Genomic DNA, 22,683 nt, shown 5'->3' with positions numbered 1-22,683 from the left:
GCGTTCAGCGGCACGGGGCTGCCGCGGCGGTTACGCTTCGCCGCATGCGAATGAGGGCGGCGTTCGTGACGGGCCTGGCCGGTGTGCTGATGCTGTCGGGGTGCAGCGATCCCGACGACCTGAGCCCTCCGATCGACGGCCCCGGGCTGGCGGCAGCGATCGACACCGACGCGGTGATCGGCGACCTCGAACAGCTCGAGCTCATCGCCACCGAGAACGGCGGCAACCGCGCGGCCGGCACACCCGGCTACGACGCGAGCGTCGACTACGTGGTGGGGCAGCTCGAGCAGGCCGGATTAGATGTGGAGACATCGGAATTCGACGTCGACATCTTTCAGGTGACCACGCAGACACTGCAGGTGTCGGGCCGGGACGTGCCGGTGAAGGCGCTGACGTACTCGCCGGCCACCCCGCCCGGGGGACTGCAGGCCCGGCTGGTGCCGGTGCCGTCGGACGACACCCCGGGCTGTGAGGCCACCGACTACGACGGCCTCGATGTCACGGGCGCGGTGGCGCTGGTGGATCGCGGGTCGTGCCCGTTCGCGCAGAAGCAGCAGGTGGCGGCCGATCGGGGTGCGGCGGCGATCCTGGTGGTCAACAACGAGGACGGCCCGCTGACCGGTGGCACGTTGGGCGACAAGGACGCCGCGCGGATCCCCGCCGGTGGCATCGACAAGGCCGACGGGGCGGCAGTGCGTCAGGGCGGCGACGCGACGCTGACGATCGACGCCACCGTCGAATCCTCCAAGTCCCGCAACGTGATTGCGCAGACGAAGACCGGCGCCGACGACAACGTCGTCATGGTGGGGGCGCACCTGGACAGCGTCCGGGAGGGGCCGGGTGTCAACGACAACGGTTCGGGCGTCGCGGCGCTGCTCGAGACGGCGCGGCAGCTCGGCGCGACGCCGAACGTCGACAACGCGGTGCGGTTCGCGTTCTGGGGCGGTGAGGAGATCGGACTGCTCGGCTCGGAGGCGTACGTGAACGGTCTCGACGCCGCCGCACGCGGCGACATCGCGATGTACTTGAACTTCGACATGGTCGGCTCGCACAATGCCGGCTACCTCGCGTACGACGGCGACAACTCCGACAAGGCGGGCGAGGGCCCGGGGCCGGAGGGGTCGGCGGGCATCGAGCGCACGTTCGACGCGATCCTGCTGCAACTGGGCATCTCGCCGGACGGCACCGACTTCGACGGCCGCTCCGACTACGGGCCGTTCATCGCTGTCGGAATCCCGGCGGGCGGGTTGTTCACGGGCGCCGACGAGAACAAGACCACAACTCAGGCCGAGAAGTGGGGCGGTGAGGCCGACACTATGTTCGACCCGAACTACCATACGTCACAGGACACGCTCGCGAACGTCGATCGTCGGGCGCTGGCCCTCAACGCCGAGGCCGTGGGGTACGGCGTCGGGCACTACGCACAGTCGATCGACGGTCCGAACGGGGTGCCGGCGGCCGGTGACGCGCGGACGGCGGCCCGTGCCGATGCCGGGAAGTAGGCGCCGAAAGCGGCGTCACGCGGCAGTTCTGCGAGATGACCGGCCCGCGATTATTCTTGCCGGGGTGAGTGACGACCCGCAGGGAGACGGCGCCACACCGGAACCGGTCGAGACCGATTCCGGCGCCGTGAGTGGGCATGCCAACGTGACGGGCTCGGTCGCGAAATGGGTCCGTGACGCCGACCGGCAGCCCCAGCTGGTCGATGCCGTCCGGCGGATCCGGCAGGCGCTTCCCGGGGATCCCGCGTTCGGTGATCCGCTGTCGACGGCCGGTCCGGGCGGGGCCCGGGCGGCGGCCCGCATGATCGACACCGGGCCGGGTGCGTCCCGCGAGGTGAGCATGGCGGCACTCCAGGTGCTGCAGGCGATGCTCGAGAAGGCATGGGGCGGTCCGGCGAACGGCGAGGTCACGATCGTCTTCACGGATCTGGTGGGGTTCTCGAGCTGGTCGCTGGGCGCCGGTGACGGCGCCACCCTGGGTCTGCTGCGGGAAGTGGCGGCGACGGTGGAGCCGCCGATGATCGAACGCGGCGGCCAGGTGGTCAAGCGGCTCGGCGACGGGCTGATGGTGGTGTTCGACCATCCGGACAAGGCGATGGAGGCGGTGTTCGCGGCCCGCGCGGCGCTCGCGACGCTGGACCACCACGGTTACCGCCCGCGCATGCGCGTCGGCCTGCACACCGGGCTGCCGCAGCCCATCGGCGCGGACTGGTTCGGCGTGGACGTCAATGTCGCAGCCCGGATGATGGAGCTCGGCGGCAACGGGAACGTCGTGATGTCCGGAAACACGTACGACGCGATCGGGGAGGAGCGGCTCGCCGAGCTGGGCCTGGTGGCCAAGCGGTACCGCCGCGGTCTGCTGGCGGCGCCGCAGCGTGGGGTGCCGGAGGACCTGCGGGTGTTCGTGCTGCGACCGGCGCCCGCACCGCGGTGACGCCGCAGCCGGACGATTCCGACGAGTTCGGGAAACGGTTGCCGCCCCCGTCACCCGGCGCGCACACTGAGGACGTGGCCGAGTCCGAGCATCCACAGCGAACACCCTTCTACGGGGTGCTGATGATCATCGCGGCGTTAGCGGCGGCGATCGCGGTGAGCTACTACGGGCCCACGTGGTTCCGGATTGCCGTCTACATCCTCGCGGTGCCGGTGGTGGCGGTCGGTTTCGTCATGACTTTGCGCGACTATTCGCGCTGATCAGGCGTTTTCTGGATCCAGTCGCCACAGCGGCGAGACCGGACCGTGTCCGGCGCCGAGGTCGTACGACGCCTCGAGGCACTTGGTGACCCACTCCTTGCCGAATGCGACCGCGTCGGGCATCGCGTAGCCGTTGGCGAGCGCGCACGCGACGGCCGCGGCGAGGGTGTCGCCGCCACCGTGGTCGTTGCCGGTATCGATCCGCGGGCTGGTGAACTCGTGGAAGGTGTCGCCGTCGAACAGCAGGTCGGTGCTCGACGTCGACGAGCGCAGGTGCCCGCCCTTGACCATCGACCACTGCGCGCCGAGCGCGTGCAGGGCCTCGGCGGCGCGGCGGGCGCTGGCGTCGTCGACCACCTCGATGCCGGTGATGAGGCGCACCTCGTCGAGATTCGGTGTCACGAGCGACGCGATGGGGATGAGGGTGTTGCGGACGGCGTCGAGCGCCTCGGCGTGCAGCAGCGGATCGCCGTGCATGGACGCGCACACCGGGTCCACCACCAGCGGGATGGAGCCGTCGCGGCCGATGCCGACCTCGGCGCACACCTGCGCGACGGCCTCGATGATCGCGGTGGACGCGAGCATGCCGGTCTTGGCGGCGGAGACGCCGATGTCCTCGACGACGCAGCGCACCTGCGCGGCCACCGTCTCGGGCGGGATCTCGTGAAATCCGCTGACGCCCACCGAGTTCTGCACCGTGACCGCGGCGACCGCGACGCACGCGTGTACCCCGCACATCGCCATGGTGCGCGAATCGGCCTGGATGCCCGCGCCGCCGCCGGAGTCGGTGCCGGCGATGGTGAGGGCGCGGATCGGGGTCTGGCCGGTCGGCGTCAGGGGCAGGTAGTTCACGGCCTCGAGCCTACCCATGTGACCGGGTGCGACGGACGGTGGTGTGAGGGGCGCGGTGAAGCTCGAGTGCTGGGACGTCCACGACGTGACTCGTCCCGGTGCCGGAGGGATGCCGGCACCGGGACGAGGTCAGCGGTGGATCAGATGATGCGGGTGGATCAGGGTTCGACCAGCTCCCAGCCGGCCACGTTGTAGACGGCGCTCGTGGTGGACAGGGAGTTGCCCGTACCAGCGGAGGGCAGACCCGCCCGCAGGTTGACGGCCCAGTTCAGCGAGCCGAGCGGTCCGCAACCGGTGGCGCCGGGAACGGCGAAGTCGGTGATGGTTTCGGCGGGGATTTGGGGTCGCTCGGGTCAGGCTCAAAAATGAACTGCAGTACAACTATTGGAGCGGATCGGCATACGTGTGTGCCCGGGCGAATCGGTCCGTGCCGGCCACGGCCAGGTCTGTCATGCCCGGATCGCCGGAGAAGTGGCCGGCCTCGTCCACGAGATGCAACTCGGCATCGGGCCACGCTGCGGCCAGCGCGCGGACGCTGTCCGCGGGGCAGCTGATATCGCGCATGCCGTGCACCAGGACGCCGGGGATGCCGTGCAGTCGGTGCGCGTCGCGCAGGATCTGCCCGTCGGGGAGAAACGCCGCATTGCTCCAGTAGTGGGTGACCAGGCGCGCGAAGCACATTCGGAACGTCGGGTCGTCGTAGCGCGGGTCGGCGCGGTGCTCGGGACGCACCCGCACATGGGCATCCTCCCACGCGCACCAGTCCCGTGCCGCCTGCTCGCGCACGGCCGGATCGGAGCTCTCGAGCAGCCGGCTGTAGGCGGCGGCGAGGTCGCCGTCACGCCACTCGGCGGGCACGCCGTCGCGATAGCGCGCCCACTGCTCCGGAAAGTGCACGCCTACACCGCGGGTGACCCATTCGACCTCCGTGTGCGAGGTGGTGGCGACGGCACCGAGGACGATCGCACGGACATGTCCGGGGTGACTCTGGGCGTACGTCAATCCCAGCGTCGAACCCCACGACCAGCCGAACACCAGCCAGCGGTCGATGCCGAGGTGGGTCCGCAACCGCTCGATATCGGCGATCAGATGCTGGGTCGTGTTGCCGTGCAGACTCGTTGCGGGGTCGCTCGCGTGCGGAAGGCTGCGGCCGCAACCTCGCTGGTCGAACAACACGATCCGGTAGGCCGACGGATCGAAGAAGCGCCGCCACCCCGGTGCACATCCCGAACCGGGGCCGCCGTGCAGGACCACCGCCGGAATGCCGTCCGGATTGCCGCAGCACTCCCAGTAGATCCGGTTGCCGTCACCGACCTCGAGCATGCCGTGCACGTACGGTTCGATCCGTGGATACAGGGCCGTCATGCCTCTGAAGGTACAGGGCCACTGCGTGTTCGGGACTCCGTGTTTCTTCAGGCGCCGTAGAGGGCACGCTCGAGAGCCGTGGTCGCGAGTAGCAGTGCGGTCCGCGCGGCGTGGGTGTCGGCGAGGGCGTTGAGCATCATGAAGTCGTGGATCATCCCCTGGAACCGCACCGCGGTCACCGGGACGCCCGCGGCGCGTAGCTTGTTCGCGTACGCCTCGCCCTCGTCGCGCAGCACGTCGGCCTCGCCGTTGATCACCAGAGCCGGGGGCAGCCCCGCCAACTGCTCGGTGGTGGCCCGCAGCGGCGAGCAGGTGATCTCGGCCCGATGCGCCGGGTCGGTGGTGTACTGATCCCAGAACCAGCGCATCGCCTCCACGGTGAGGAAGTAGCCGTGCGCGAACTGGCGGTACGAGTCGGTGTCGAACTCGGCGTTGGTGACCGGATAGAACAGCACCTGGTGGCGGAACTGCGGGCCGCCGCGCTGCTTGGCCAGCAGCGTCAGCGCGATCGTCATGTTCCCACCCACGCTGTCGCCGGCCACCGCGATCCGCGTCGGGTCCAGGTCGGCGTCCGTGCCGTGGTCCGCGATCCAGATCGAGGTGGCGTAGAGCTCCTCGATCGCCGTCGGATACTTCGCCTCCGGTGAGCGGGTGAAACTCGGAAACACCACGGCTGCATTGGATCCCACGGCCAGCTCGCGGATCAGCCGGTCGTAGATGTCGGCATCGCCGAACACCCACCCGGCCCCGTGGTTGTACTGGATCACCGGCAGCGGGCCGGCCGCGGCGCGCGGGCGCACGATCCGGATCGGGATCTGCCCGGACGGACCGCCGTCCACCACCCGGTCCTCGATCTCCACGGACGGCTTGGCGATGTCGCCGGACTGCACCTCGTCGAACTGGGCCCGGCCCTCCTCGACCGGGAGCTCGTACAGGAACGGGGGTTCGGCGGTGGCGTCGGCGAACTCCTGCGCGGCGGGTTCGAGGACCGGTTCGAGCGGCATCGGAACATCCCTTCCGGCGTGCAACGCGGTGTCCCTCGATTGTCTGCCCGGGCGCACCGGCGGCCAACGGCATTTGCCGGGAATCCGATCGCAAAACATTCGGTCAAACGCCTGACAGGTGGGCCCGGCCGCCTGTACTAATAGTGGCGTGGATCACATTATTGCACCGAAAGCGTCCCGAGGAGGTGTCGTGTTCGCGGATTCGCCCCGTGCCGACGTGACCGACAATGCCGACCAGAACCGTTTCGAGCTGTGGCTCAACGGGGATCTGGTGGGAATCGTCGGCTACTACGACACCTCGCCGGTCGCCAAGAAACGCGCCGGCGGACGCCGCGCCATCTCCCCGGTCGTGTCGTTCATGCACACCGTCGTCGTGGAGGACTTCGGTCACCGCGGCCTCGCCGCCGTCATGGTCCGGCGCGCGCTCGACCAGGCGCGGAACTACGGCTGGCAGGTCCGGCCGGTGTGCACGTACGTGCAGAGGTTCGTCGAGGCCAACCCCGAGTATCGGGACCTCATGGTTCCGCTCGACTCGATCTCCCTCAACTGATCGACCTCCGGCCACGGCGCGGTCAAGGAACTGCATCGAACCGCCACACCCGTCCCGAAACGGACCCGGTGCCGGCGGTTCGGCCGGTTTCATGGGGAACGTGAACACCGAATCCCCACGAACTGCGGGTGCCGTCGCCGACGCCGTCCGCATCGTCGACAGCCCGCCACACGAGCGCTACGAGCTGTGGGTGCGCGACGACCTCGTCGGCATCCTCGGCTATCACCGCGACAGTGCCGGGCCGTCCGGTGACGTGCTCACCCTGCTGCACACCGTCGTCCGAGAGGATCGAAGCGGTCGCGGCTGGGCGGCGGTACTGGTGCGGGCCGTGCTCGACCGGGCCCGCAGTGAGGGCACCCGGATCCGACCGGTGTGCACCTACGTCACGCGGTTCCTCGGCACCCACACCGAGTACCTGGACCTGCTCGACGAGCGGCCAGCCTGATCAGTCCAGGTCGACCACGACCGGCGCGTGATCGCTCGCGCCCTTGCCCTTGCGCTCGTCCCGATCGATGTGCGCGCCGGTGACCCGCGCCGCGAACGCCGGCGAACCCAGCACGTAGTCGATGCGCATGCCCTGACGCTTCGGGAACCGCAACTGCGTGTAATCCCAGTACGTGTAGACGCCCGGACCGGGCGCGTGCGGGCGCACCACATCCGCGAACCCGGCCTCGTCGAACGCGTCGAACGCGTCCCGCTCCGGCTGCGACGTGTGCGTCTTGCCCTCGAAGAACGCCGGGTCCCACACGTCCTCGTCGGTGGGCGCGACATTCCAGTCGCCGACCAGGGCGATCTGCGCGTCCGGGTTGCCGGCCAGCCAGCCTTCCGCGTCCGCGCGCAGCTTCGCCAGCCACTCCAGCTTGTAGACGTAGTGCGGATCCGTCAGCTCACGGCCGTTGGGCACGTACAGGCTCCACACCCGCACCCCGCCCACCGTCGCACCGATCGCGCGCGCCTCCTGCGCGGCCTCCGCCTCCGGATCCTTGTTGAACCCGGGCTGGTCCGCGAACCCGATCTGCACGTCCTCGAGCCCGATGCGCGACGCGATCGCGACGCCGTTCCACTGGCTCAACCCGACGTGCGCCACCTCGTAGCCGGCCTCGGTGAACCGCTCGTACGGGAACTGCTCGTCCTTGCACTTGGTTTCCTGCATCGCCAACACGTCGGTGTCGGTGCGGGCCAGCCAGTCCACGATCCGGTCGGTTCGGGCACGGACCGAGTTCACATTCCACGTCGCGAGTCGCACACCCGTGAGGGTAGTCAGCTGCCCCGACAGTCGTCGGACCCGGTCCCGGACCGGCGCACCGGCTTGGGGCCGAGGGCCTTCAGGCGCACCACATCGCCCCGATCCACCTCGACGACCCGGTCGTCGGCGGTGCGGACCACCACCGTCGGCTCGAGCTGCTCGAGGGTGCCGATCACGTCGGTGAGCGGGTGGGTGCCACCGGGTGGCAGGCGATACCGCACCACCACCCGGCCTCCGAGCGTCGGCTGACCCCGAGGTGGGTCAGTCCTCGTCATCGTCCTCGTCGTGACCGAACGGGTCGTCCACCGTGCCCGGCGTCCAGCTCAGGTCCGGCACACCCCAGCCCGCGCGCTTGATCGTCTTCTTCGCGGCCCGGGCGTTGCGGCCGATCAGCACGTCCACGTACAGGAAGCCGTCCAGGTGTCCGGTCTCGTGCTGCAGCATGCGCGCGAAGAAACCGTGGCCCTCGATCTCGATGGGGTTGCCCTCGGCGTCCGTGCCGGTGACCTTCGCCCAGTCGGCGCGGCCCGTCGGGAACTGCTCGCCGGGCACCGACAGACAGCCCTCGACGTCGTCGTCCTCGTCCGGCATGGTCTCCGGAATCTCCGACGTCTCGAGCACCGGGTTGATCACCTCGCCGCGGCGGCGGATCGCCTTGCCGGTCGCGTCGACGTCGGGGCAGTCGTAGACGAACAGGCGCAGAGGCACACCCACCTGGTTCGCGGCCAGGCCGACGCCGTTGGCGGCGTCCATCGTGTCGTACATGTCGCCGATGAGTTCGGCGAGTTCGGCCGGCGACTGGGTCACCGGCTTGGTCGGCTCGTGCAGTACCGGGTCGCCGACGATCCGGATCGGAAGAATTGCCATGGTCACCAAGGATAATGGGCGTGCGAATAGCGGCGCGCCCCGGCGGAACCCGGCCGCCGCCGCCGCGATCGTGGTTCAATGACCAGGAAGAACATCGGTGTAATTCGTGATCGGGGGGTCGTTCGGCCGAGCGCCCGAACACGACGTTCGGCCTGATCCGATCGGGCCCACCAGGGGGCACGAGGTTCGCCGAGGCCGGGCGAGACAGCAGTCGAGGAGTGAGATGGACGGCGCAGCAGCCCGGAACCAGTCTGAACGCAGCGACGGCGCGTCGAGCAACGAGGTCGGCGAGGACGGCCTCACCCGACGCGAGCACGACATTCTCTCCTTCGAGCGGCAGTGGTGGAAGTACGCCGGCGCCAAAGAAGAAGCCATCAAGGAGCTCTTCTCCATGTCGGCCACTCGCTACTACCAGGTGCTCAACGCGCTCGTCGATCGTCCCGAGGCTCTCGCGGCCGACCCGATGCTGGTCAAGCGCCTGCGTCGCCTGCGGGCCAGCCGACAGAAGGCCCGCGCCGCCCGCCGCCTGGGCTTCGACATCTCCACGTAAGCCGCCATTCAACCCCCGGTCGTCGTCACCTCGTTACGAGAACAGTCCGACGTGCCGATTAAGGTCGGAACAGTGACCACCCCGAACCCAGAGTCGTCAGGCCCCCCGCTGCGAGCCCTCGCGATGGTGCTGATCGCCCTCGCGATCCTCTTCGCCGGGCTGGGCGCCGCCTCCCTGGGTGGCTCGGACTCCGACGAGGCCGCACCCGAGACCGCGGCCACCACGACCTCTGCGCCCGCCGCGGCCCCCGCCGCCGCGCGCACCACCACCGCCGCGCCCCCCACCACCTCGGCGGCCGAGGCCACGACGACGACGGCCACCAGTTCCGCGCCGTCCGGGTCCGCCACCACCTCCGCGTCGGCCGCCACGTCCGCCCGCGTCGACAAGTCGATTCCGGTGCGGGTGTTCAACAACAGCACCGTCTCCGGTCTCGCCGGCCAGACCGCGAGCGAACTCACATCGAGCGGCTGGAACGTCTCCGAGACCGGCAACTACAGCTACGGCCTGATCCAGAACACCACCGTCTACTACGGCGACACCGCCGCCGAGAAGCAGGCCGCACAGGCCATCGCGGCGGAACTGGGTGTCACCGCGGAACCGCGTTTCGCCGGCATCTCCAGCGCCTCGCCCGGCGTGATCGTGATCGTCACCTCCAACTAGCCCGCGAAAACCCGCTGGTTATGATCATCGGCAGATTTCAACCATCTCGAAGGAGCGGTTCGATGGCCTCGCATTCCACCCGTCGCAAGTCCTGGCGCGTCGTGACCCCGTTGGTCGCGATCGCCGCTCTGGGGCTGACCGCGTGCTCCAACAACGAGGAGCCCACCGACGTCCCCGGCACCACCCCGCCGGTGTGGACCGGTTCCGCTGCCCCCAGCGGCTCGCACGCCGAGAGCGGCTCCGAGAACACCTCCGGCCCCGCCGTGTCCGACACCGTCTCGGTGCAGCTCAAGGACGCGAAGGGCACCTCGGTCGGCACCGCCACCCTCGCGGAGACCGCCGGCTACGTCGAGATCACCGTCGACGCGCAGGGCCTCGAGCCCGGCTTCCACGGCCTGCACGTGCACTCGGTCGGCAAGTGCGAGCCCAACTCCGTCGCCCCCACCGGCGGCGAGCCCGGCAACTTCCTGTCCGCCGGCGGCCACTTCCAGGTCGAGGGCCACACCGGGCACCCGGCCAGCGGCGATCTCACCTCCCTCGAGGTCCGCGAGGACGGCAAGGGCTACCTCGTCACCACCACCAACGCCTTCACCCTCGCGGACCTGAAGAACGGCGGCAAGGGCACCGCGCTGATGATCCACGCGGGCGCCGACAACTTCGCCAACATCCCCACCCGCTACACGCTGCCCGACAACGCTCCGGTGCCGGACCAGGCCACCCTGGCGACCGGCGACGCCGGCGGCCGCGTCGCCTGCGGCGTCATCGGCGGCTGATCACGTCCGACCGACGCGAGAACTGACAACGGCGGGGCCATCACGGCCCCGCCGTTTCGCGTCCTGCGGGCGCTCGGACGCTGTGGTTGGATCGGTGATGTGGGAGTCCCTTTCGCCGGTTCGCCGCGTCCGACCCTCGGGGTGGAATGGGAAATCGCGCTGGTCGACCGGACCACTCGCGATCTGTCCAACACCGCCGCAGCCGTCCTCGACGGCGTCGGTGAACTCGCCGAGAAACCTCGGGTCACCAAGGAGTTGCTGCGCAACACCGTCGAGTTCGTGACCGGCATCTGCGACAACGTCGGCGAGGCCATGGACGACCTGTCCGAGACCATGTCGCTGGTGCGCCGGGCCGCTGATCCGCTCGGGGTCGACCTGATGTGCGCAGGCACCCATCCGTTCGCACAGTGGTCCACGCAGTTGCTCACCCGCACCCCCCACTACGACGAGCTGATCGAACGCACGCAGTGGTGGGGCCGGCAGATGCTCATCTGGGGTGTGCACGTGCACGTCGGGATCTCGACGAAGGAGAAGGTTTTCCCCATCCTCAACGCGCTGCTGCTGAAATATCCTCACCTGCTTGCTCTTTCGTCGTCGTCGCCGATGTGGACCGGCGTCGACACCGGCTACGCCAGCAACCGCGCGCTGATGTTCCAGCAGCTGCCCACCGCCGGCCTGCCGTTCCAGTTCGACGACTGGACGCAGTTCGAGGGCTACGTCCACGACCAGCTCACCACCGGCGTCATCGAGAACCTCGGCGGCCTGCACTGGGACATCCGGCCCGCGCCGCGCTGGGGCACCATCGAGGTCCGCGTGTGCGACGGCGTCTCCTCCCGCACCGAACTGAGCGCCCTCGTCGCGCTCATCCACTGCCTCATCGTCGATCTCGACACCCGTCTCGAGGCGGGGGAGACGCTGCCGTCGATGCCGCCGTGGCACGTGCAGGAGAACAAGTGGCGCGCAGCCCGATACGGCCTCGACGCCGAAGTGATCCTCGGCGCCGACAACCGTGAACGGCTCGTCACCGACGACCTCGACGACCTGCTCGAGCAACTCACCCCCACCGCGGTGAGGCTCGGCTGCGCCGACGAACTGGCCCGCGTCGCCGACATCCCGCGCCGCGGGGCGTCGTACCAGCGGCAGCGCAAGGTGGCCGCCGCGACCGGTGGCGACCTGCGCGCCGTGGTCCGCTCGCTCGTCGAGGAACTGGACACGTAAGCGCGAATTCACCCGCCGTTTACTATGAACGGCGTGTTAGTGGACGGTGGCGCGCGGACGGAGCCGAGACGGCTCGACGGACGAACCCGAAGTCTCCTGCTCGGCGGCGTCGTTGCGGCAGGTCTCGCCATCCTGATCGCGCTGCAGATCTTCGCGTCGTCACGCGGCTTCGAGGGGCCGCTGACGAGCCTCTTCAACGATTTTGCGGGCACCCCCAAGTCGGCGTCCGTGCCGTGGGCCGGGCTCGCCCTCGCGATGGTGGGGCTGACCAACCGGCAGCGGGTGCTGGCGCTGTCGAGCGCCGTGGCTCTCGACGTCGTGATCGCCGCGATCCGCTACCTCGCCGGCGGGCCCCTCACCGTCGGCAACGGCGCGGTGATCGTGCTGACCGCGATCGGCGTGTACGCCGGTGCGAAGTGGCAGGGCGAACAGCGCCGCAGCGCTCTCATGGGCGTCGGCCTCGGCGCACTGCTGATCGTCGCCACCAAGTTCGGCGACGTGTGGCTGCACATCACCATCCTCGCCGGACCTCAGGTCCTCGACCAGTACGTCCAGCTCGCCGACCACGCCCTCGGCAACCCGTCCTGGGTGATGGGTGAGGTGGTCGACGCCCTCGGCTCCGTCGGCTACGGCGTCCTGCACTGGGTGTACATCGAACTGCCCGTCGCCGCGATCGTCGTCGCGCTGTACCAGCTGCGCAAGGGCTGGCCGTCACACCACCTGGTCCGGACGTTCCTGCTGATCGGACTCGTCGGGCCGGTCTTCTACATCCTGTTCCCCGTCGTCGGACCGATCTTCGCGTTCGGCGCCGACGGCAACGGCTTCCAGGTCGGCGATTTCTGGCCGTCCGTCGTCCCGTTCGACCTGACGCCGTCGGCGATGCCGTTCGACGACGCCACCCCGCGCAACTGCATGCCCAGCCTGCACACCGCGTGGGCGCTCGCCATCTTCCTGCACTCCCGGCAGGGCCCGTGGTGGCTGCGCTGGGGCGGCATGTTCTGGCTGCTGTGCACCCTCACCGCGACCCTCGGCTTCGGCTACCACTACGGCGTCGACCTCATCGCCGGCGCCGTCCTGACCCTCACCCTCGAATCCGCGCTGCGCGCCCCCGAACGCGGCTGGGGCTGGTTCCGGCTGCGGCTCGTCGCGTCCGGCGCCGTCCTGATCGCCGCCCTGCTGCTCAGCTACCGATTCCTGGCCGTGGAGATCGCGGAGTACCCGGCCGTCTCGGCGCCGCTGCTCCTCGGCGTCCCCGCGCTCTTCGCCTACGGCTACTGGCGCACGTTCTACCGGGACCCCTCCTCCCCGCGTTCTGCGCACTTGTCGCTGTCGGAGGACGGCCCGTCCGCGCGATAAGTGCGCAAAACGCGAGCTAGCGGAAGGTGCCCGGATCCTCGTCGCGGTTGATCAGCAGCCCGTCGCGCCCGCGCTGTTCGCGGTAGGCGACACGGCCGACACTGTGCGCGATCACCGGGGCCGTCAGCAGCGTGAACAGGCCGATGAGCACGAGCATCCAGATGTCGACGTTGCCGTGCAGCCGGATCACCGCGCCGACGAGCACCAGCACCAGGCCGACGACCTGCGGTTTGGTGGCCGCGTGCATGCGGGAGAGGGTGTCGGGGAAGCGGACGATGCCGATCGCGGCGGTGAGCGCCAGGAACGATCCGGTGAGGATGCAGATCGCCGCGAGGACGTCGAGGAAGGTGTTCACGAGTCGTCACTCACCCGGAATCGGGCCACGCTGACCGAGCCGACGAAGCCGACCAGGGCGAGCGCGACGATGGCGGGCACGATCGTGGTGTCGCCGCTGTAGGCCGCCCACACCGACAGCCCGCAGATCGCGGTGGCGATGAGGGTGTCCATCGCGACCAGGCGGTCGAGGCTGCCGGGCCCGGCGAGCAGTCGGTAGGTGGTGAGCAACGCCGCCACCACCAGCATCACTCCGGCGATGATCATCACGGCTGTCATGCTCGATCCTCCCTGCCCTCTTCGTGGTACTCGTAGTCCCGCAGGTGCCACGGAGCCGGCTGCCATTCCGAATCACGCTCGAACGACGCGATGAACAACCGCTCGAGCTCCCGCACCGATCGGTAGAACTGGTCGACGGCCTTGGTGGTGCCGACGTCGAGCACGTGCACGTACACCGCGCGCCGGGCCTGGTCCACCTCGAGCACCATCGTGCCGGGGATCAGGTTGAGCACGTCGACGCACAGCGTCAGCACCAGGTCGGACTTGATGCCGAGCTTGCAGCGCAGCACGCCGGTCACCGGCGGCGGCCCCGGCCGGATCGCCAGCCATGCCACCTGCGCGCTCGACTGCGCGGCATAGAAGATGATCATCCAGACCAGCTTGATCATCGACAGCAGATGCACCCGGCCCTCGACGGGTACCCGGGGAAGCGGCAGCAGCCACATGATCAGCAGCCCCACCACGAGCCCGCCGAGCACGTTCGCGATGCTGAACGTGCCCCACAGCAGGATCCACACCACCGTCAGCCACGCGAGGACGCCGACGCGGAGTACGCGTTCGCGGGTCATCGGTCACCTCCCTCGCCCAGTACGGCGGTGATGTAGACATCCCGATTCTGCAGGTCCTGCGCCGCGCGGTCACTGATCCCGATCATCGGGCCGGCGAAGAGCGTCAGCGCCAGACCGACGCAGACCAGTCCGATCGTCGGCACCAGCATGAACACCGGCATCCGGCCCACGTCCTCGCGGTCGACGAACGCGATGTCCTCCTCGGACTCGTCGATCAGTGCCGACGGGCTCACGTCGGCGAGCTCGCCCTCGGGGGCGTCGGCGCGGGCCCGCCAGAACGCCTTGGTCCACACGCGGCCCACGACGTACAGCGTCAGGAGGCTGGTGACCGTGCCACCGGCGACCAGCAGCCACGACAGCACACTCGGGTGCGCGACACCGGCCTGCAGCAGCGCGATCTTGCCGATGAACCCGGAGAACGGCGGGATGCCGCCGAGGTTCAGCGCCGGCACCAGGAACACGATCGCGAGCACCGGGCTGGCGGCGGCGAGACCGCCGAGGCGGCGCAGCGACGACGACCCGGCCTGTCGTTCGATCAGACCCACCACCAGGAACAGCGTGGTCTGCACGATGATGTGGTGCGCCACGTAGTACACCGCCCCGGACAGACCCGACTGGGTGGACAGCGCGACACCGAAGATCATGTAACCGATGTGGCTGACCAGGGTGAACGAGAGCAGACGTTTGATGTCGCTCTGCGCGATGGCGCCGAGGATGCCGACGATCATCGTCAACAGGCCGCACACCATCAGGACCTTGTCGAGCTCGCCCTGCGGGAACAGCAGCGTGTGCGCGCGGATGATCGCGTACACACCGACCTTGGTGAGCAGGCCCGCGAACACCGCGGTGACCGGGGCCGGGGCGGTGGGGTAGGAGTCGGGCAGCCACGTCGACAGCGGGAACACCGCCGCCTTGATGCCGAACGCCACCAGCAGCACACCGAAGATCGCCATCCGGGTGCCGGCGGGGATGTCGTCGAACCGCAACGCCATCTGCGCGAGGTTGAGGGTGCCCGTCGCGGCGTACGCGAACGCGATACCGCACAGGAAGATCAGCGACGACACCATCGACACCATGACGTACGAGACGCCCGCCCGGACGCGGTCGGCGCTGGCACCGAGCGTCAGCAGCACGAAACTCGCGGCCAGCAGCACCTCGAATCCGACGTACAGATTGAACAGGTCGCCCGCGAGGAACGCGTTGCACACACCGGCCGTCAGCGCCAGGTACGTGGGCAGGAAGATCGACACCGGCTGGTGTTCGTGCCCGTCCCGGATGCCCTGACCGATCGAATAGATCATGACGGCGAGCAGCACGATCGACGACACCAGCAGCATCAGCGCCGACAACCGGTCCACGACCAGCGTGATACCGATCGGGGTGTCCCAGCCGCCCACCTGGATCGCGGTGGTGCCGTGCCGGTCGGCGAGATACAGCAGCATCGCCGAGACGCCGGTGACCGCGGTGAGCGCGGCCAGGGTGACCCAGCGCTGCGCGGTGGGCCGGCGGCCGAGGATGAGCGTGACCGCCGCGGCGATCATCGGGATGAGGACCGGCAGTGGGGCGAGGGTGCCGATGAGTGCGGGGGAGAGCGTCATCGCCGACCTCCCGGCGTCTCGGCGTCCACGGTCTCGGCGTCGCCGTCCCCTTCGAGAAGGTCCTCGAACGACTCGTAGTCCTCGGGATCCTCGAGCTGGTCGACGGGGATCGGGTTGCCTTCCGAGTCGAAGGCGTCGCCGCTCTTGCTGGGCGCGCCGGTGATCGGGTCGTCGGAGCGGTCGCGGTCCGGCGCCTCGGCCGGGGTGCGCCGCTTGGAGACCTTGGTGTCCTCGGGGTCGTCCTCGACCCGGTCCGCGGTATTGATCTTGAACGATCGGTAGGCGAGGGCCAGCACGAACGCGGCGATGCCCATCGTGATGACGATCGCGGTCAGGATCATCGCCTGCGCCAGCGGGTCGGCCATCTCCTCGTGCACCGACTCGCGACCCACGATCGGCGGGTTGCCGGAGCGTCCGCCGACCGTGAGGATCAGCAGGTTGACGGCGTTGCCGACCAGCAGCAGACCCAGCAGCATCCGCATGATGCTGCGTTCGATCAGCAGGTACACACCGGCGGCGGTCAGCACGCCGATGACGATCAGGGTGGCGAGGTCGGCGCTCATCGGGCGTTCACCTCGACCTGTGCGTCGAGTCGGGCTCCGAGGCTGCGGAGCACGTCGAGCACGAGACCCACCACGATCAGGTACACCCCCAGGTCGAAGAACAGTGCGGTGACGATTTTGATGTGGCCGAGCAGCGGCAGCGTCACCTCGAACACTGCCGACGACAGCGGCGGCGCGCCCAGGAACAGCGACGTCAGCGCGGTACCGGCGGCGAGCGCGAGGCCCAGGCCGAGGATCTTGCCGGCGTCGATGGGCATGGTCTCACCGAGTTCGTAGCGGCCGCCGGCGAGATAACGCAGCACCAGCGCCAGGCCCGCGGTCAGACCGCCCGCGAACCCGCCGCCGGGGGCGTTGTGGCCGGAGAAGAAGAAGTACACCGACAGCACCATGATCGTCGGGAAGATCAGGCGCGTGGTCACCTCGAGCACCAGCGAACGGTGTCGCGGATCGATGAGGTCGCCGCCGCGCAGCCACGTCGTCTCCGTGCTCGCCGACGCGGCGTCGAGCACGATGGACGGGGCGTCGGCGACCCGCGGTGCGGTACCGAACCGGCGGTGCCGGAACACCAGGCTCGCGACGCCGGTTGCCGCGACCAGCAGCACCGAGATCTCGCCCAGGGTGTCCCACGCGCGGATGTCGACGAGCAGCACGTTGACCACGTTGCGGCCGTTGCCGAGCAGGTACGCGGCGTCGGGCAGTTGGTGGTAGATCGGCACCGAATTCCGGGCGTTCATCGCGTACGCGGCGATGGTGGTGACCGCGGCGCCGACGCCCACCGCGAGGATCGCGCGCGGCAGCTTGAAGCCGATGGCCTGCCGCTCGTCCACCTCGGCGGGCAGCTTGCGCAGCACCAGCACGAAGATCACCAGGGTGAGGGTCTCGACGAGGAACTGGGTGAGCGCGAGGTCGGGGGCGCCGTGCAGCGCGAAGATGACGCCGCAGCCGTAGCCGCTGAGCCCGACGAGGATCACCGCGGCCAGGCGGTTGCGCAGCACGGTGGCGGCCAGCGCGGCCGCCATCATCATCAGGCCGACGGTGAGCTGCAGCGGCGATTCCCACAGCCGGATGTCCGCCCACACATCGGTGCGCAGGGCCAGCAGGATCACCGGCAGCAGCACCAGCGTCGCGAGGATCGTCGACTGCGTCAGCGGCAGCGAACCGCGCTGGGTGAAACCGGTCAGACGCATCGACAGCGTGTCCATGCCACGCAGGGTGGCGTCGTACACGCGGTCGGCGTTGCCGAGCGGCGGATGCTGGAACCGCAGCCGCGCGACGGCCCAGCGGTGCGCCACGAACAGCAGGGCACCGACCACGATCACGACACACGTCAGCAGCAGCGGCAGGTTGAAGCCGTGCCACAGCGCGAGGTGGTAGTCGGCGTGCGGGCCGGCGGGCAGCGTCGTCGAGTACGGCGTGAGCAGCTTCTCGAGCTGCGGCGACAGCGGACCGGCGGCCAGACCCGCGACCGCGAGCAGCGCGGGCGGCGCCAGGAACAGGGCGCCCGGGGCGTGCATGTTCGCGACCGCGGCGCTGGGCTTGCGCAGCCGCTTGCGACCGAACGCGCCCCACACGAATCGGATGCTGTACGCGACGGTGAGGATCGAGCCGAGCACCATCGCGACCACGATCGTGGTGCTTGCCCACGGCTCGAGCACGCTCGCGTCGAGGATCGATTCGAGGGCGGCTTCCTTGCCGACGAAGCCGAGGAACGGTGGCAGGCCGGCCATCGACGCCGCCGCCAGCGCCGCGATCGTCGCCAGCCACGGCGCGCTGGGGCCGAGCCGGGCGAGCTTGCGGATGTCGCGGGTGCCGGTGGTGTGGTCGATGATGCCGACCACCATGAACAGTGCGGCCTTGAACATCGCGTGCGCGACGACCATCGTCATGCCGGCCAGCGCGGCGTCGCGGGAGCCGACGCCGACGAGCACCATGAGGAAGCCGAGCTGGCTGACGGTGCCGAACGCGAGCACGAGTTTGAGGTCGAACGAGCGGAGCGCGCGCCAGCCGGCGAGCAGCATCGACGCCAGCCCGAGCGTGATGATCGTGACCCGCCACGGCGGCGAGTCCGCGTAGCCGGGGGCCAGGCGGGCCACCAGGTAGATGCCGGCCTTGACCATCGCGGCCGCGTGCAAGTACCCGCTGACCGGGGTGGGTGCGGCCATCGCACCGGGCAGCCAGAAGTGCAGCGGCAAGATCGCCGACTTCGACAGCGCGCCGATCAGCACCAGCACGATCGCGACGCTCGCAAGCCAGCCGCTCGCCGGGTTCGCGACCACGTCGGACAGGTTGTAGCTGCCCACCTGCTGGCCGAGCATGATGATGCCGACCAGCATCGCCAGTCCGCCCGCCGTGGTCACCAGCAGCGCCTGGGTCGCCGCGCGGCGACTGGTGGCGCGCTCGGCGTAGTGGCCGACGAGCAGGAACGACAGGACCGTCGTCAGTTCCCAGAACGTGTAGAGGATCAGCATGTTGTCGCTGGTCACGAGGCCGAACATGGCGCCGGCGAAGGCGACCATCTCCGCGGCGAAGATGCCGAGGCGGGGTTCGTCGTCCTTGAAGTACCGCGCGCAGTAGACCAGGATCAGTGCGCCGACACCCAGGACCAGCACCGACATGATGGCGGCCAGCGAATCGAACCGCATGTCGATGTCCATGGACAGGCCGGGCGCCCACTGGATGTGCAGGGACTGCTCGGTGCCCCAGTTCGCGATGACCCAGCCGAGGCTCGCGAGCGGTACCAGCGCGAGCGGGAAGAACGCGTTGCGTCCTATTGATCGCACGACGAGCGGAGCCAGAACGGCGGCTATCGCGTGGGCGATCAATACGACTAGCAAATGGCACTCCGTCGGGTTGTCGGGCGGCGGGGTGACGAATCGGTAGAACCGAGAGTCGGGTAGACCGTTCGCTTAGCTAGCGAAGGGGACTACGGGGTCTATCTTACTAAGTGTCCAAATCGAAGTTTCAATCGGTACAAAGCGGACAAACCGTGGTAGATGGGTGGTCGAACCCAGACGGGGGTACGTTGCGACAGGTGTCCGACGAGAACCCCACCGTGATCCGAACCGCCGCTCTCGCGCATATCCGGGACCGCCGCATGCTGCAGGCCAGATCCGCCGGCAAGACCGCCTTCTACATGGCCGGCGGCAAGATCGACCCGGGTGAGACCCCGGAACAGGCCCTGCACCGGGAGGTCCGTGAGGAACTCGACGCGGGGATCGTGGACGGGACGCTCATTCGGTTGGGTGTGTTCGAGGCGGAGGCCTTCGGGCACCAGCCCGGTACCCGCCTGCACATGACGTGCTTCCTCGCCGACCTCGCCGACGAGCCGCAGGCCACCAGCGAGGTCGCCGAGATCCGCTGGTTCACGGAGGCCGAGTACGCCGCGATGCCCGAGACCGCGCCCGGTTCACGGCTCGTCTTCGCGCGGCTCCGGGAACTGGACCTGGTCGACTAGTCGTGCCCGGAGTCCCCGAATCGCGAGCGCGCAGAACACCACGACCAGCAGCAGCGCGACGCCGGCGCCGCGGTCGAAAGTGACGTTCGACGGCCACGGATCGCTGTCGACGAAAATCTCGATTGCCTCCGACGTGGACAACCCGTTGGGCATGTTGAACGGGACGTCCGGCAGCGGCTCGTAGCTTCCGCTGTAGACCACGAACGAGGTCGTGACGCCCACCAGCGTCGTGAACACCAGCGACAGCAGCGGCACGACCAGGCCCAGCGCGGCGACGGCTCCGCCGTCGGGCAGGGTCGAGCCGAGGGCGAGTCCGATCCCGACACCGAGGACCGCGAGTTCGACGAGGAACCACGCTCGGCTGTCGGTCGCCGTCGGGTCGACGGCGGTCCACAGCGGGATCACCGCGAGCAGGCATAGGCCGATCAGCGGCGACGGTCGGCGCAGCGCGATCGCGACGCCCGCGGCCACCGCCGTGACTCCGACGGCTACTGGCAGCCAGGGCTGCAGCCGGAGATGATCGTCGGCGAGGAGCGTCGTGACCATCGGTGCGGTCGCCGCGACGGCGGTGGCGGCGAGCAGGAACGGCGAGTCGAGGCGCCGCGCCCAGAACTCGGTGAGCGCGACGACCAGCACGAGGCACAGCCCGACGACGATCCACAGCCGGAACCGTGACCCGCTCTGGCCGTCGATCCACGCGCTGAGGAGGCGGTGCCCGACGGCGAGCGTCGACACCGCCGCGATCGCCTCGCGCACAGTCCCGGCGTCGGCGCGTGCGGGTGTGTCGGTGTCGACCGCCGCGCACACGGCCGCGAGGACGATCGCGGGAACCAGCACCCACCAGAACGGCTCGCCGAGCATCGACGTGCTCGGTGTCCAGTCGGAGTGCGCGGTGTGGGCGACGACGAACGTCGCGGCGACGGCGATCGTGAGGGCAAGCCGGGGGAGGGCCCGCGACCACGCCGCGGCCACGACGGCACCCAGCAGGACGCCGCCGGCCACGCACTTGGTGTAGTACAGCACCGTCAGCTGGTCGAGATCGCTCACGCCCGACACCGCCAGGCGCGCCGCGATCAGGACAGCCGTCGCCACGACCGCCGTGATCCACGGGGGTCGAGCCGAACCGGCGCGCTGGAGCGCCCCGTACGCGAGTACGGCGACGACGCAGCCGACGGCGACACCGGTCGGCAGGGCGGCGTTCCAGTCGTCCAACTGGCGCTCGGACGCACTGAACAGCGGTCCCCACTGGGGGCGGCTGATGAGGACGAACGTCCCCAGCACTCCCGCGAACGCGGTGGCGACGGCCGTCAGCGACAAGCGGGCGTTCGTGGTCATCGGCCCGACGTTACCTGCAGCTCAGCGGTTCTCGGTGCAGGCCTTCGGGTGCCCACCCGGTCCGGCGGCGACCGCCTCGTGGACTGACGCGCGGCGTCATTCCGCTCGGGAGGCGGGACGGGTGCGCAGCCTGCGGATCGCGACGGCGCAGTAGAGCACGACGATCAGGAGCGCGACTCCGGCGAGGTGGCTGACGGGCGCGTAGGGCTCGACGGCTCCGAACAGGCCGCCCTCGGTGTGCGGGGGCCGTTCGTGCGTGCCGCTGTAGATCGCGATCGCGCCGTCGGACTGTGCGACGTACGTGAACACCAGCGACAGGAGCGGCACCGCGAGACCGAGCGATGCGAGGGCACCGTCGTCGGGCAGGGTCGAGCCGAGGGTGAGGCCGATGCCGAGTCCGAGAACCGCAAGTCGTGCCAGGAGCCAGGCGCGGCCGTCGCCGACGTCCGGATCGATCGCGGTCGAGAGCGGGATCAGCGCGAGCAGCGCGAACCCGAGTGGGGGCGACGAACGTCGCACCGCGACCGCCAACCCGCCGGCTACCGCTGCGACGCCGACCGAGACCATCAGCCACGGTTCGAGCGTGAACTGTCGAGCAATCTGCGGTGTGACCAGCGCGGCGGCCGCGGCCACCGCGGTCGCCGCGAGCAGGAACGGGCTGTCGACGCGTCGTGCCCAGAATTCGGTGAGGGCCGTCACCAGCACGAGGCAGACACCGATGAAGACCCACACCAGCAGTTCGGAGTTGGTGGTCTGACCGTCGATCCATGCCCCGAGCGTTCGGTGGGCGAACGCGAGGGTGGTGGCGGCGGCGATCGCCTGGATCATGATCCGGTCGGTCCCGGCGGTCGTTACGTGGGCCGTATCGATCACCACGCACACCGCGGCGAGGACGAGCGCCGGGATGAGCAACCACCAGAACGGCGGACCCAGTGTCGACACGCTGGGTTCATTGGTGGCGTGCGCGGTGTGTGCGACGACGAGTGTCGAGGCGACCGCGGTGGCGAGGACGAATCGTGCGAAGGGGCGCATCCACACTGCGGCGACGGCCGCACCGAGCAGCAGCCCAGCGGCTACGCACTTGGCGTAGTGCAGGGTCGTCACCTCGACCAACCCGCGTACGCCCGGGACCGCGATCCGGGCCGCGATCAGCATGCTCGCTGCTACGACGGCCGCGGCCCAGGCCGGCCGCAGCGAATGCGCGCGTCGCAGGGCCACGTATGCCGGTACCGCGAGGGCCGCGCCGATCACGGATCCGGTGGGCAGGGCGTCGAGCCACCACTCCAGCTGGCGGCCGGTCACGTTGATCGTCCCGCGCCACTCGGGCGGGTTTGCGAGCACGAACGTGGCCAGGGTGCCCGCGAACCATGCGGCTACGGCGGGCACCCACACGCGGACGGTCGGGGCCACGCCTC

General features: G+C 69.6%; 25 protein-coding genes. 11 read left to right on the top strand and 14 right to left on the bottom strand.

Going from position 1 to position 22,683, the window contains the following annotated elements; genetic code table 11:
- The first annotated feature begins 44 nt into the window (after positions 1–44).
- The 3 genes from J2X34_RS02085 to J2X34_RS02075 all read left to right on the top strand — a co-directional run bounded on the left by J2X34_RS02085 (position 45) and on the right by J2X34_RS02075 (position 2,696).
- Positions 45–1,502 (top strand): M20/M25/M40 family metallo-hydrolase, encoded by a 1,458-nt coding sequence (locus J2X34_RS02085; RefSeq protein WP_429516009.1) that lies wholly within the window; start codon positions 45–47, stop codon positions 1,500–1,502.
- 64 nt (positions 1,503–1,566) lie between these two features.
- Entirely contained in the window at positions 1,567–2,436 is an 870-nt protein-coding gene (locus tag J2X34_RS02080) for an adenylate/guanylate cyclase domain-containing protein (RefSeq protein WP_429516008.1), read from the top strand.
- A gap of 74 nt (positions 2,437–2,510) precedes the next feature.
- Positions 2,511–2,696 carry a hypothetical protein gene (locus J2X34_RS02075; protein ID WP_429516007.1) on the top strand — a complete coding sequence of 62 codons (186 nt, stop codon included), beginning with the start codon at positions 2,511–2,513 and terminating at the stop codon, positions 2,694–2,696.
- Here J2X34_RS02075 and thiD read toward each other — a convergent pair whose 3' ends face one another.
- The 3 genes from thiD to J2X34_RS02060 form a co-directional block, all read right to left on the bottom strand.
- Positions 2,697–3,548, bottom strand: a complete 852-nt coding sequence (gene thiD, locus J2X34_RS02070; RefSeq protein ID WP_114718589.1) for a bifunctional hydroxymethylpyrimidine kinase/phosphomethylpyrimidine kinase — start codon at positions 3,546–3,548, stop codon at positions 2,697–2,699.
- 381 nt (positions 3,549–3,929) lie between these two features.
- Positions 3,930–4,913 carry a prolyl aminopeptidase gene (gene pip / locus J2X34_RS02065; RefSeq protein WP_429516006.1) on the bottom strand — a complete coding sequence of 328 codons (984 nt, stop codon included), beginning with the start codon at positions 4,911–4,913 and terminating at the stop codon, positions 3,930–3,932.
- 47 nt (positions 4,914–4,960) lie between these two features.
- Positions 4,961–5,917, bottom strand: a complete 957-nt coding sequence (locus J2X34_RS02060; protein ID WP_174912830.1) for an alpha/beta hydrolase — start codon at positions 5,915–5,917, stop codon at positions 4,961–4,963.
- A gap of 190 nt (positions 5,918–6,107) precedes the next feature.
- On the opposite strand from J2X34_RS02060, the gene J2X34_RS02055 reads away from it, so the two are divergent.
- Complete coding sequence (locus tag J2X34_RS02055) at positions 6,108–6,467, top strand: GNAT family N-acetyltransferase (RefSeq protein ID WP_429516005.1); 360 nt, start codon at positions 6,108–6,110, stop codon at positions 6,465–6,467.
- A 91-nt stretch (positions 6,468–6,558) separates the two neighbouring features.
- Positions 6,559–6,912 (top strand): GNAT family N-acetyltransferase, encoded by a 354-nt coding sequence (locus tag J2X34_RS02050; RefSeq protein WP_114718592.1) that lies wholly within the window; start codon positions 6,559–6,561, stop codon positions 6,910–6,912.
- Here the strand turns inward: J2X34_RS02050 and J2X34_RS02045 are convergent, their stop codons facing one another.
- The 3 genes from J2X34_RS02045 to J2X34_RS02035 are packed head-to-tail and all read right to left on the bottom strand — an operon-like array spanning position 6,913 to position 8,580.
- Positions 6,913–7,713 (bottom strand): exodeoxyribonuclease III, encoded by an 801-nt coding sequence (locus J2X34_RS02045; protein ID WP_429516004.1) that lies wholly within the window; start codon positions 7,711–7,713, stop codon positions 6,913–6,915.
- Between the two features lie 14 nt (positions 7,714–7,727).
- Entirely contained in the window at positions 7,728–7,988 is a 261-nt protein-coding gene (locus tag J2X34_RS02040; RefSeq protein ID WP_174912824.1) for a GNAT family acetyltransferase, read from the bottom strand.
- Positions 7,975–8,580, bottom strand: coding sequence for a peptide deformylase (locus J2X34_RS02035; RefSeq protein WP_114718595.1), 606 nt, complete (start codon positions 8,578–8,580; stop codon positions 7,975–7,977). Before J2X34_RS02035 ends, J2X34_RS02040 begins: the two co-directional genes overlap by 14 nt.
- Before the next feature lie 223 nt (positions 8,581–8,803).
- Between J2X34_RS02035 and J2X34_RS02030 the strand changes: the two genes are divergently transcribed.
- The 5 genes from J2X34_RS02030 (at position 8,804) to J2X34_RS02010 (ending at position 13,137) form a co-directional block, all read left to right on the top strand.
- Positions 8,804–9,130 (top strand): DUF3263 domain-containing protein, encoded by a 327-nt coding sequence (locus tag J2X34_RS02030; RefSeq protein WP_114718596.1) that lies wholly within the window; start codon positions 8,804–8,806, stop codon positions 9,128–9,130.
- Positions 9,131–9,202: 72 nt separating this feature from the next.
- Positions 9,203–9,790 carry a LytR C-terminal domain-containing protein gene (locus tag J2X34_RS02025; protein ID WP_429516003.1) on the top strand — a complete coding sequence of 196 codons (588 nt, stop codon included), beginning with the start codon at positions 9,203–9,205 and terminating at the stop codon, positions 9,788–9,790.
- A gap of 62 nt (positions 9,791–9,852) precedes the next feature.
- The gene (gene sodC / locus J2X34_RS02020) at positions 9,853–10,563 is read left to right on the top strand and encodes a superoxide dismutase[Cu-Zn] (RefSeq protein ID WP_174912812.1); all 711 of its coding nucleotides are present in this window, start codon (positions 9,853–9,855) and stop codon (positions 10,561–10,563) included.
- A 99-nt stretch (positions 10,564–10,662) separates the two neighbouring features.
- Positions 10,663–11,781 carry a glutamate--cysteine ligase gene (locus J2X34_RS02015; RefSeq protein ID WP_114718599.1) on the top strand — a complete coding sequence of 373 codons (1,119 nt, stop codon included), beginning with the start codon at positions 10,663–10,665 and terminating at the stop codon, positions 11,779–11,781.
- A gap of 24 nt (positions 11,782–11,805) precedes the next feature.
- Positions 11,806–13,137 carry a DUF5933 domain-containing protein gene (locus J2X34_RS02010; RefSeq protein WP_429516002.1) on the top strand — a complete coding sequence of 444 codons (1,332 nt, stop codon included), beginning with the start codon at positions 11,806–11,808 and terminating at the stop codon, positions 13,135–13,137.
- A 16-nt stretch (positions 13,138–13,153) separates the two neighbouring features.
- Here the strand turns inward: J2X34_RS02010 and mnhG are convergent, their stop codons facing one another.
- Genes mnhG through J2X34_RS01980 form a run of 6 tightly spaced genes read right to left on the bottom strand, consistent with a single transcriptional unit; the run spans position 13,154 to position 19,313 of the window.
- Complete coding sequence (gene mnhG, locus J2X34_RS02005; RefSeq protein ID WP_114718601.1) at positions 13,154–13,492, bottom strand: monovalent cation/H(+) antiporter subunit G; 339 nt, start codon at positions 13,490–13,492, stop codon at positions 13,154–13,156.
- The gene (locus tag J2X34_RS02000; RefSeq protein WP_114718602.1) at positions 13,489–13,749 is read right to left on the bottom strand and encodes a monovalent cation/H+ antiporter complex subunit F; all 261 of its coding nucleotides are present in this window, start codon (positions 13,747–13,749) and stop codon (positions 13,489–13,491) included. Before J2X34_RS02000 ends, mnhG begins: the two co-directional genes overlap by 4 nt.
- A complete protein-coding gene (locus J2X34_RS01995) occupies positions 13,746–14,318 on the bottom strand; it encodes a Na+/H+ antiporter subunit E (protein ID WP_114718603.1) in 573 nt (190 codons plus the stop codon). The genes J2X34_RS02000 and J2X34_RS01995 overlap by 4 nt, the downstream gene beginning before the upstream one ends.
- On the bottom strand, positions 14,315–15,916 hold the full coding sequence (locus J2X34_RS01990; protein WP_114718604.1) for a Na+/H+ antiporter subunit D: 1,602 nt from the start codon (positions 15,914–15,916) through the stop codon (positions 14,315–14,317). The genes J2X34_RS01995 and J2X34_RS01990 overlap by 4 nt, the downstream gene beginning before the upstream one ends.
- A complete protein-coding gene (locus J2X34_RS01985) occupies positions 15,913–16,479 on the bottom strand; it encodes a Na(+)/H(+) antiporter subunit C (protein WP_114718605.1) in 567 nt (188 codons plus the stop codon). The genes J2X34_RS01990 and J2X34_RS01985 overlap by 4 nt, the downstream gene beginning before the upstream one ends.
- Positions 16,476–19,313 (bottom strand): Na+/H+ antiporter subunit A, encoded by a 2,838-nt coding sequence (locus J2X34_RS01980; protein ID WP_429516001.1) that lies wholly within the window; start codon positions 19,311–19,313, stop codon positions 16,476–16,478. Before J2X34_RS01980 ends, J2X34_RS01985 begins: the two co-directional genes overlap by 4 nt.
- A 260-nt stretch (positions 19,314–19,573) precedes the next feature.
- On the opposite strand from J2X34_RS01980, the gene J2X34_RS01975 reads away from it, so the two are divergent.
- A complete protein-coding gene (locus J2X34_RS01975) occupies positions 19,574–19,933 on the top strand; it encodes an NUDIX hydrolase (RefSeq protein ID WP_429516174.1) in 360 nt (119 codons plus the stop codon).
- On the opposite strand, the gene J2X34_RS01970 is transcribed toward J2X34_RS01975, so the two are convergent.
- Both J2X34_RS01970 and J2X34_RS01965 read right to left on the bottom strand, forming a co-directional pair.
- Positions 19,886–21,268 carry a hypothetical protein gene (locus J2X34_RS01970; RefSeq protein ID WP_114718607.1) on the bottom strand — a complete coding sequence of 461 codons (1,383 nt, stop codon included), beginning with the start codon at positions 21,266–21,268 and terminating at the stop codon, positions 19,886–19,888. The genes J2X34_RS01975 and J2X34_RS01970 overlap by 48 nt on opposite strands.
- 96 nt (positions 21,269–21,364) lie before the next feature.
- Positions 21,365–22,678 (bottom strand): hypothetical protein, encoded by a 1,314-nt coding sequence (locus tag J2X34_RS01965; protein WP_429516000.1) that lies wholly within the window; start codon positions 22,676–22,678, stop codon positions 21,365–21,367.
- Positions 22,679–22,683 lie beyond the last annotated feature (5 nt).

Source organism: Rhodococcus sp. BE178, from assembly GCF_050433545.1.
GTDB lineage: Bacteria > Actinomycetota > Actinomycetes > Mycobacteriales > Mycobacteriaceae > Prescottella.
This window is presented reverse-complemented; position numbering and strand designations above follow the sequence as displayed.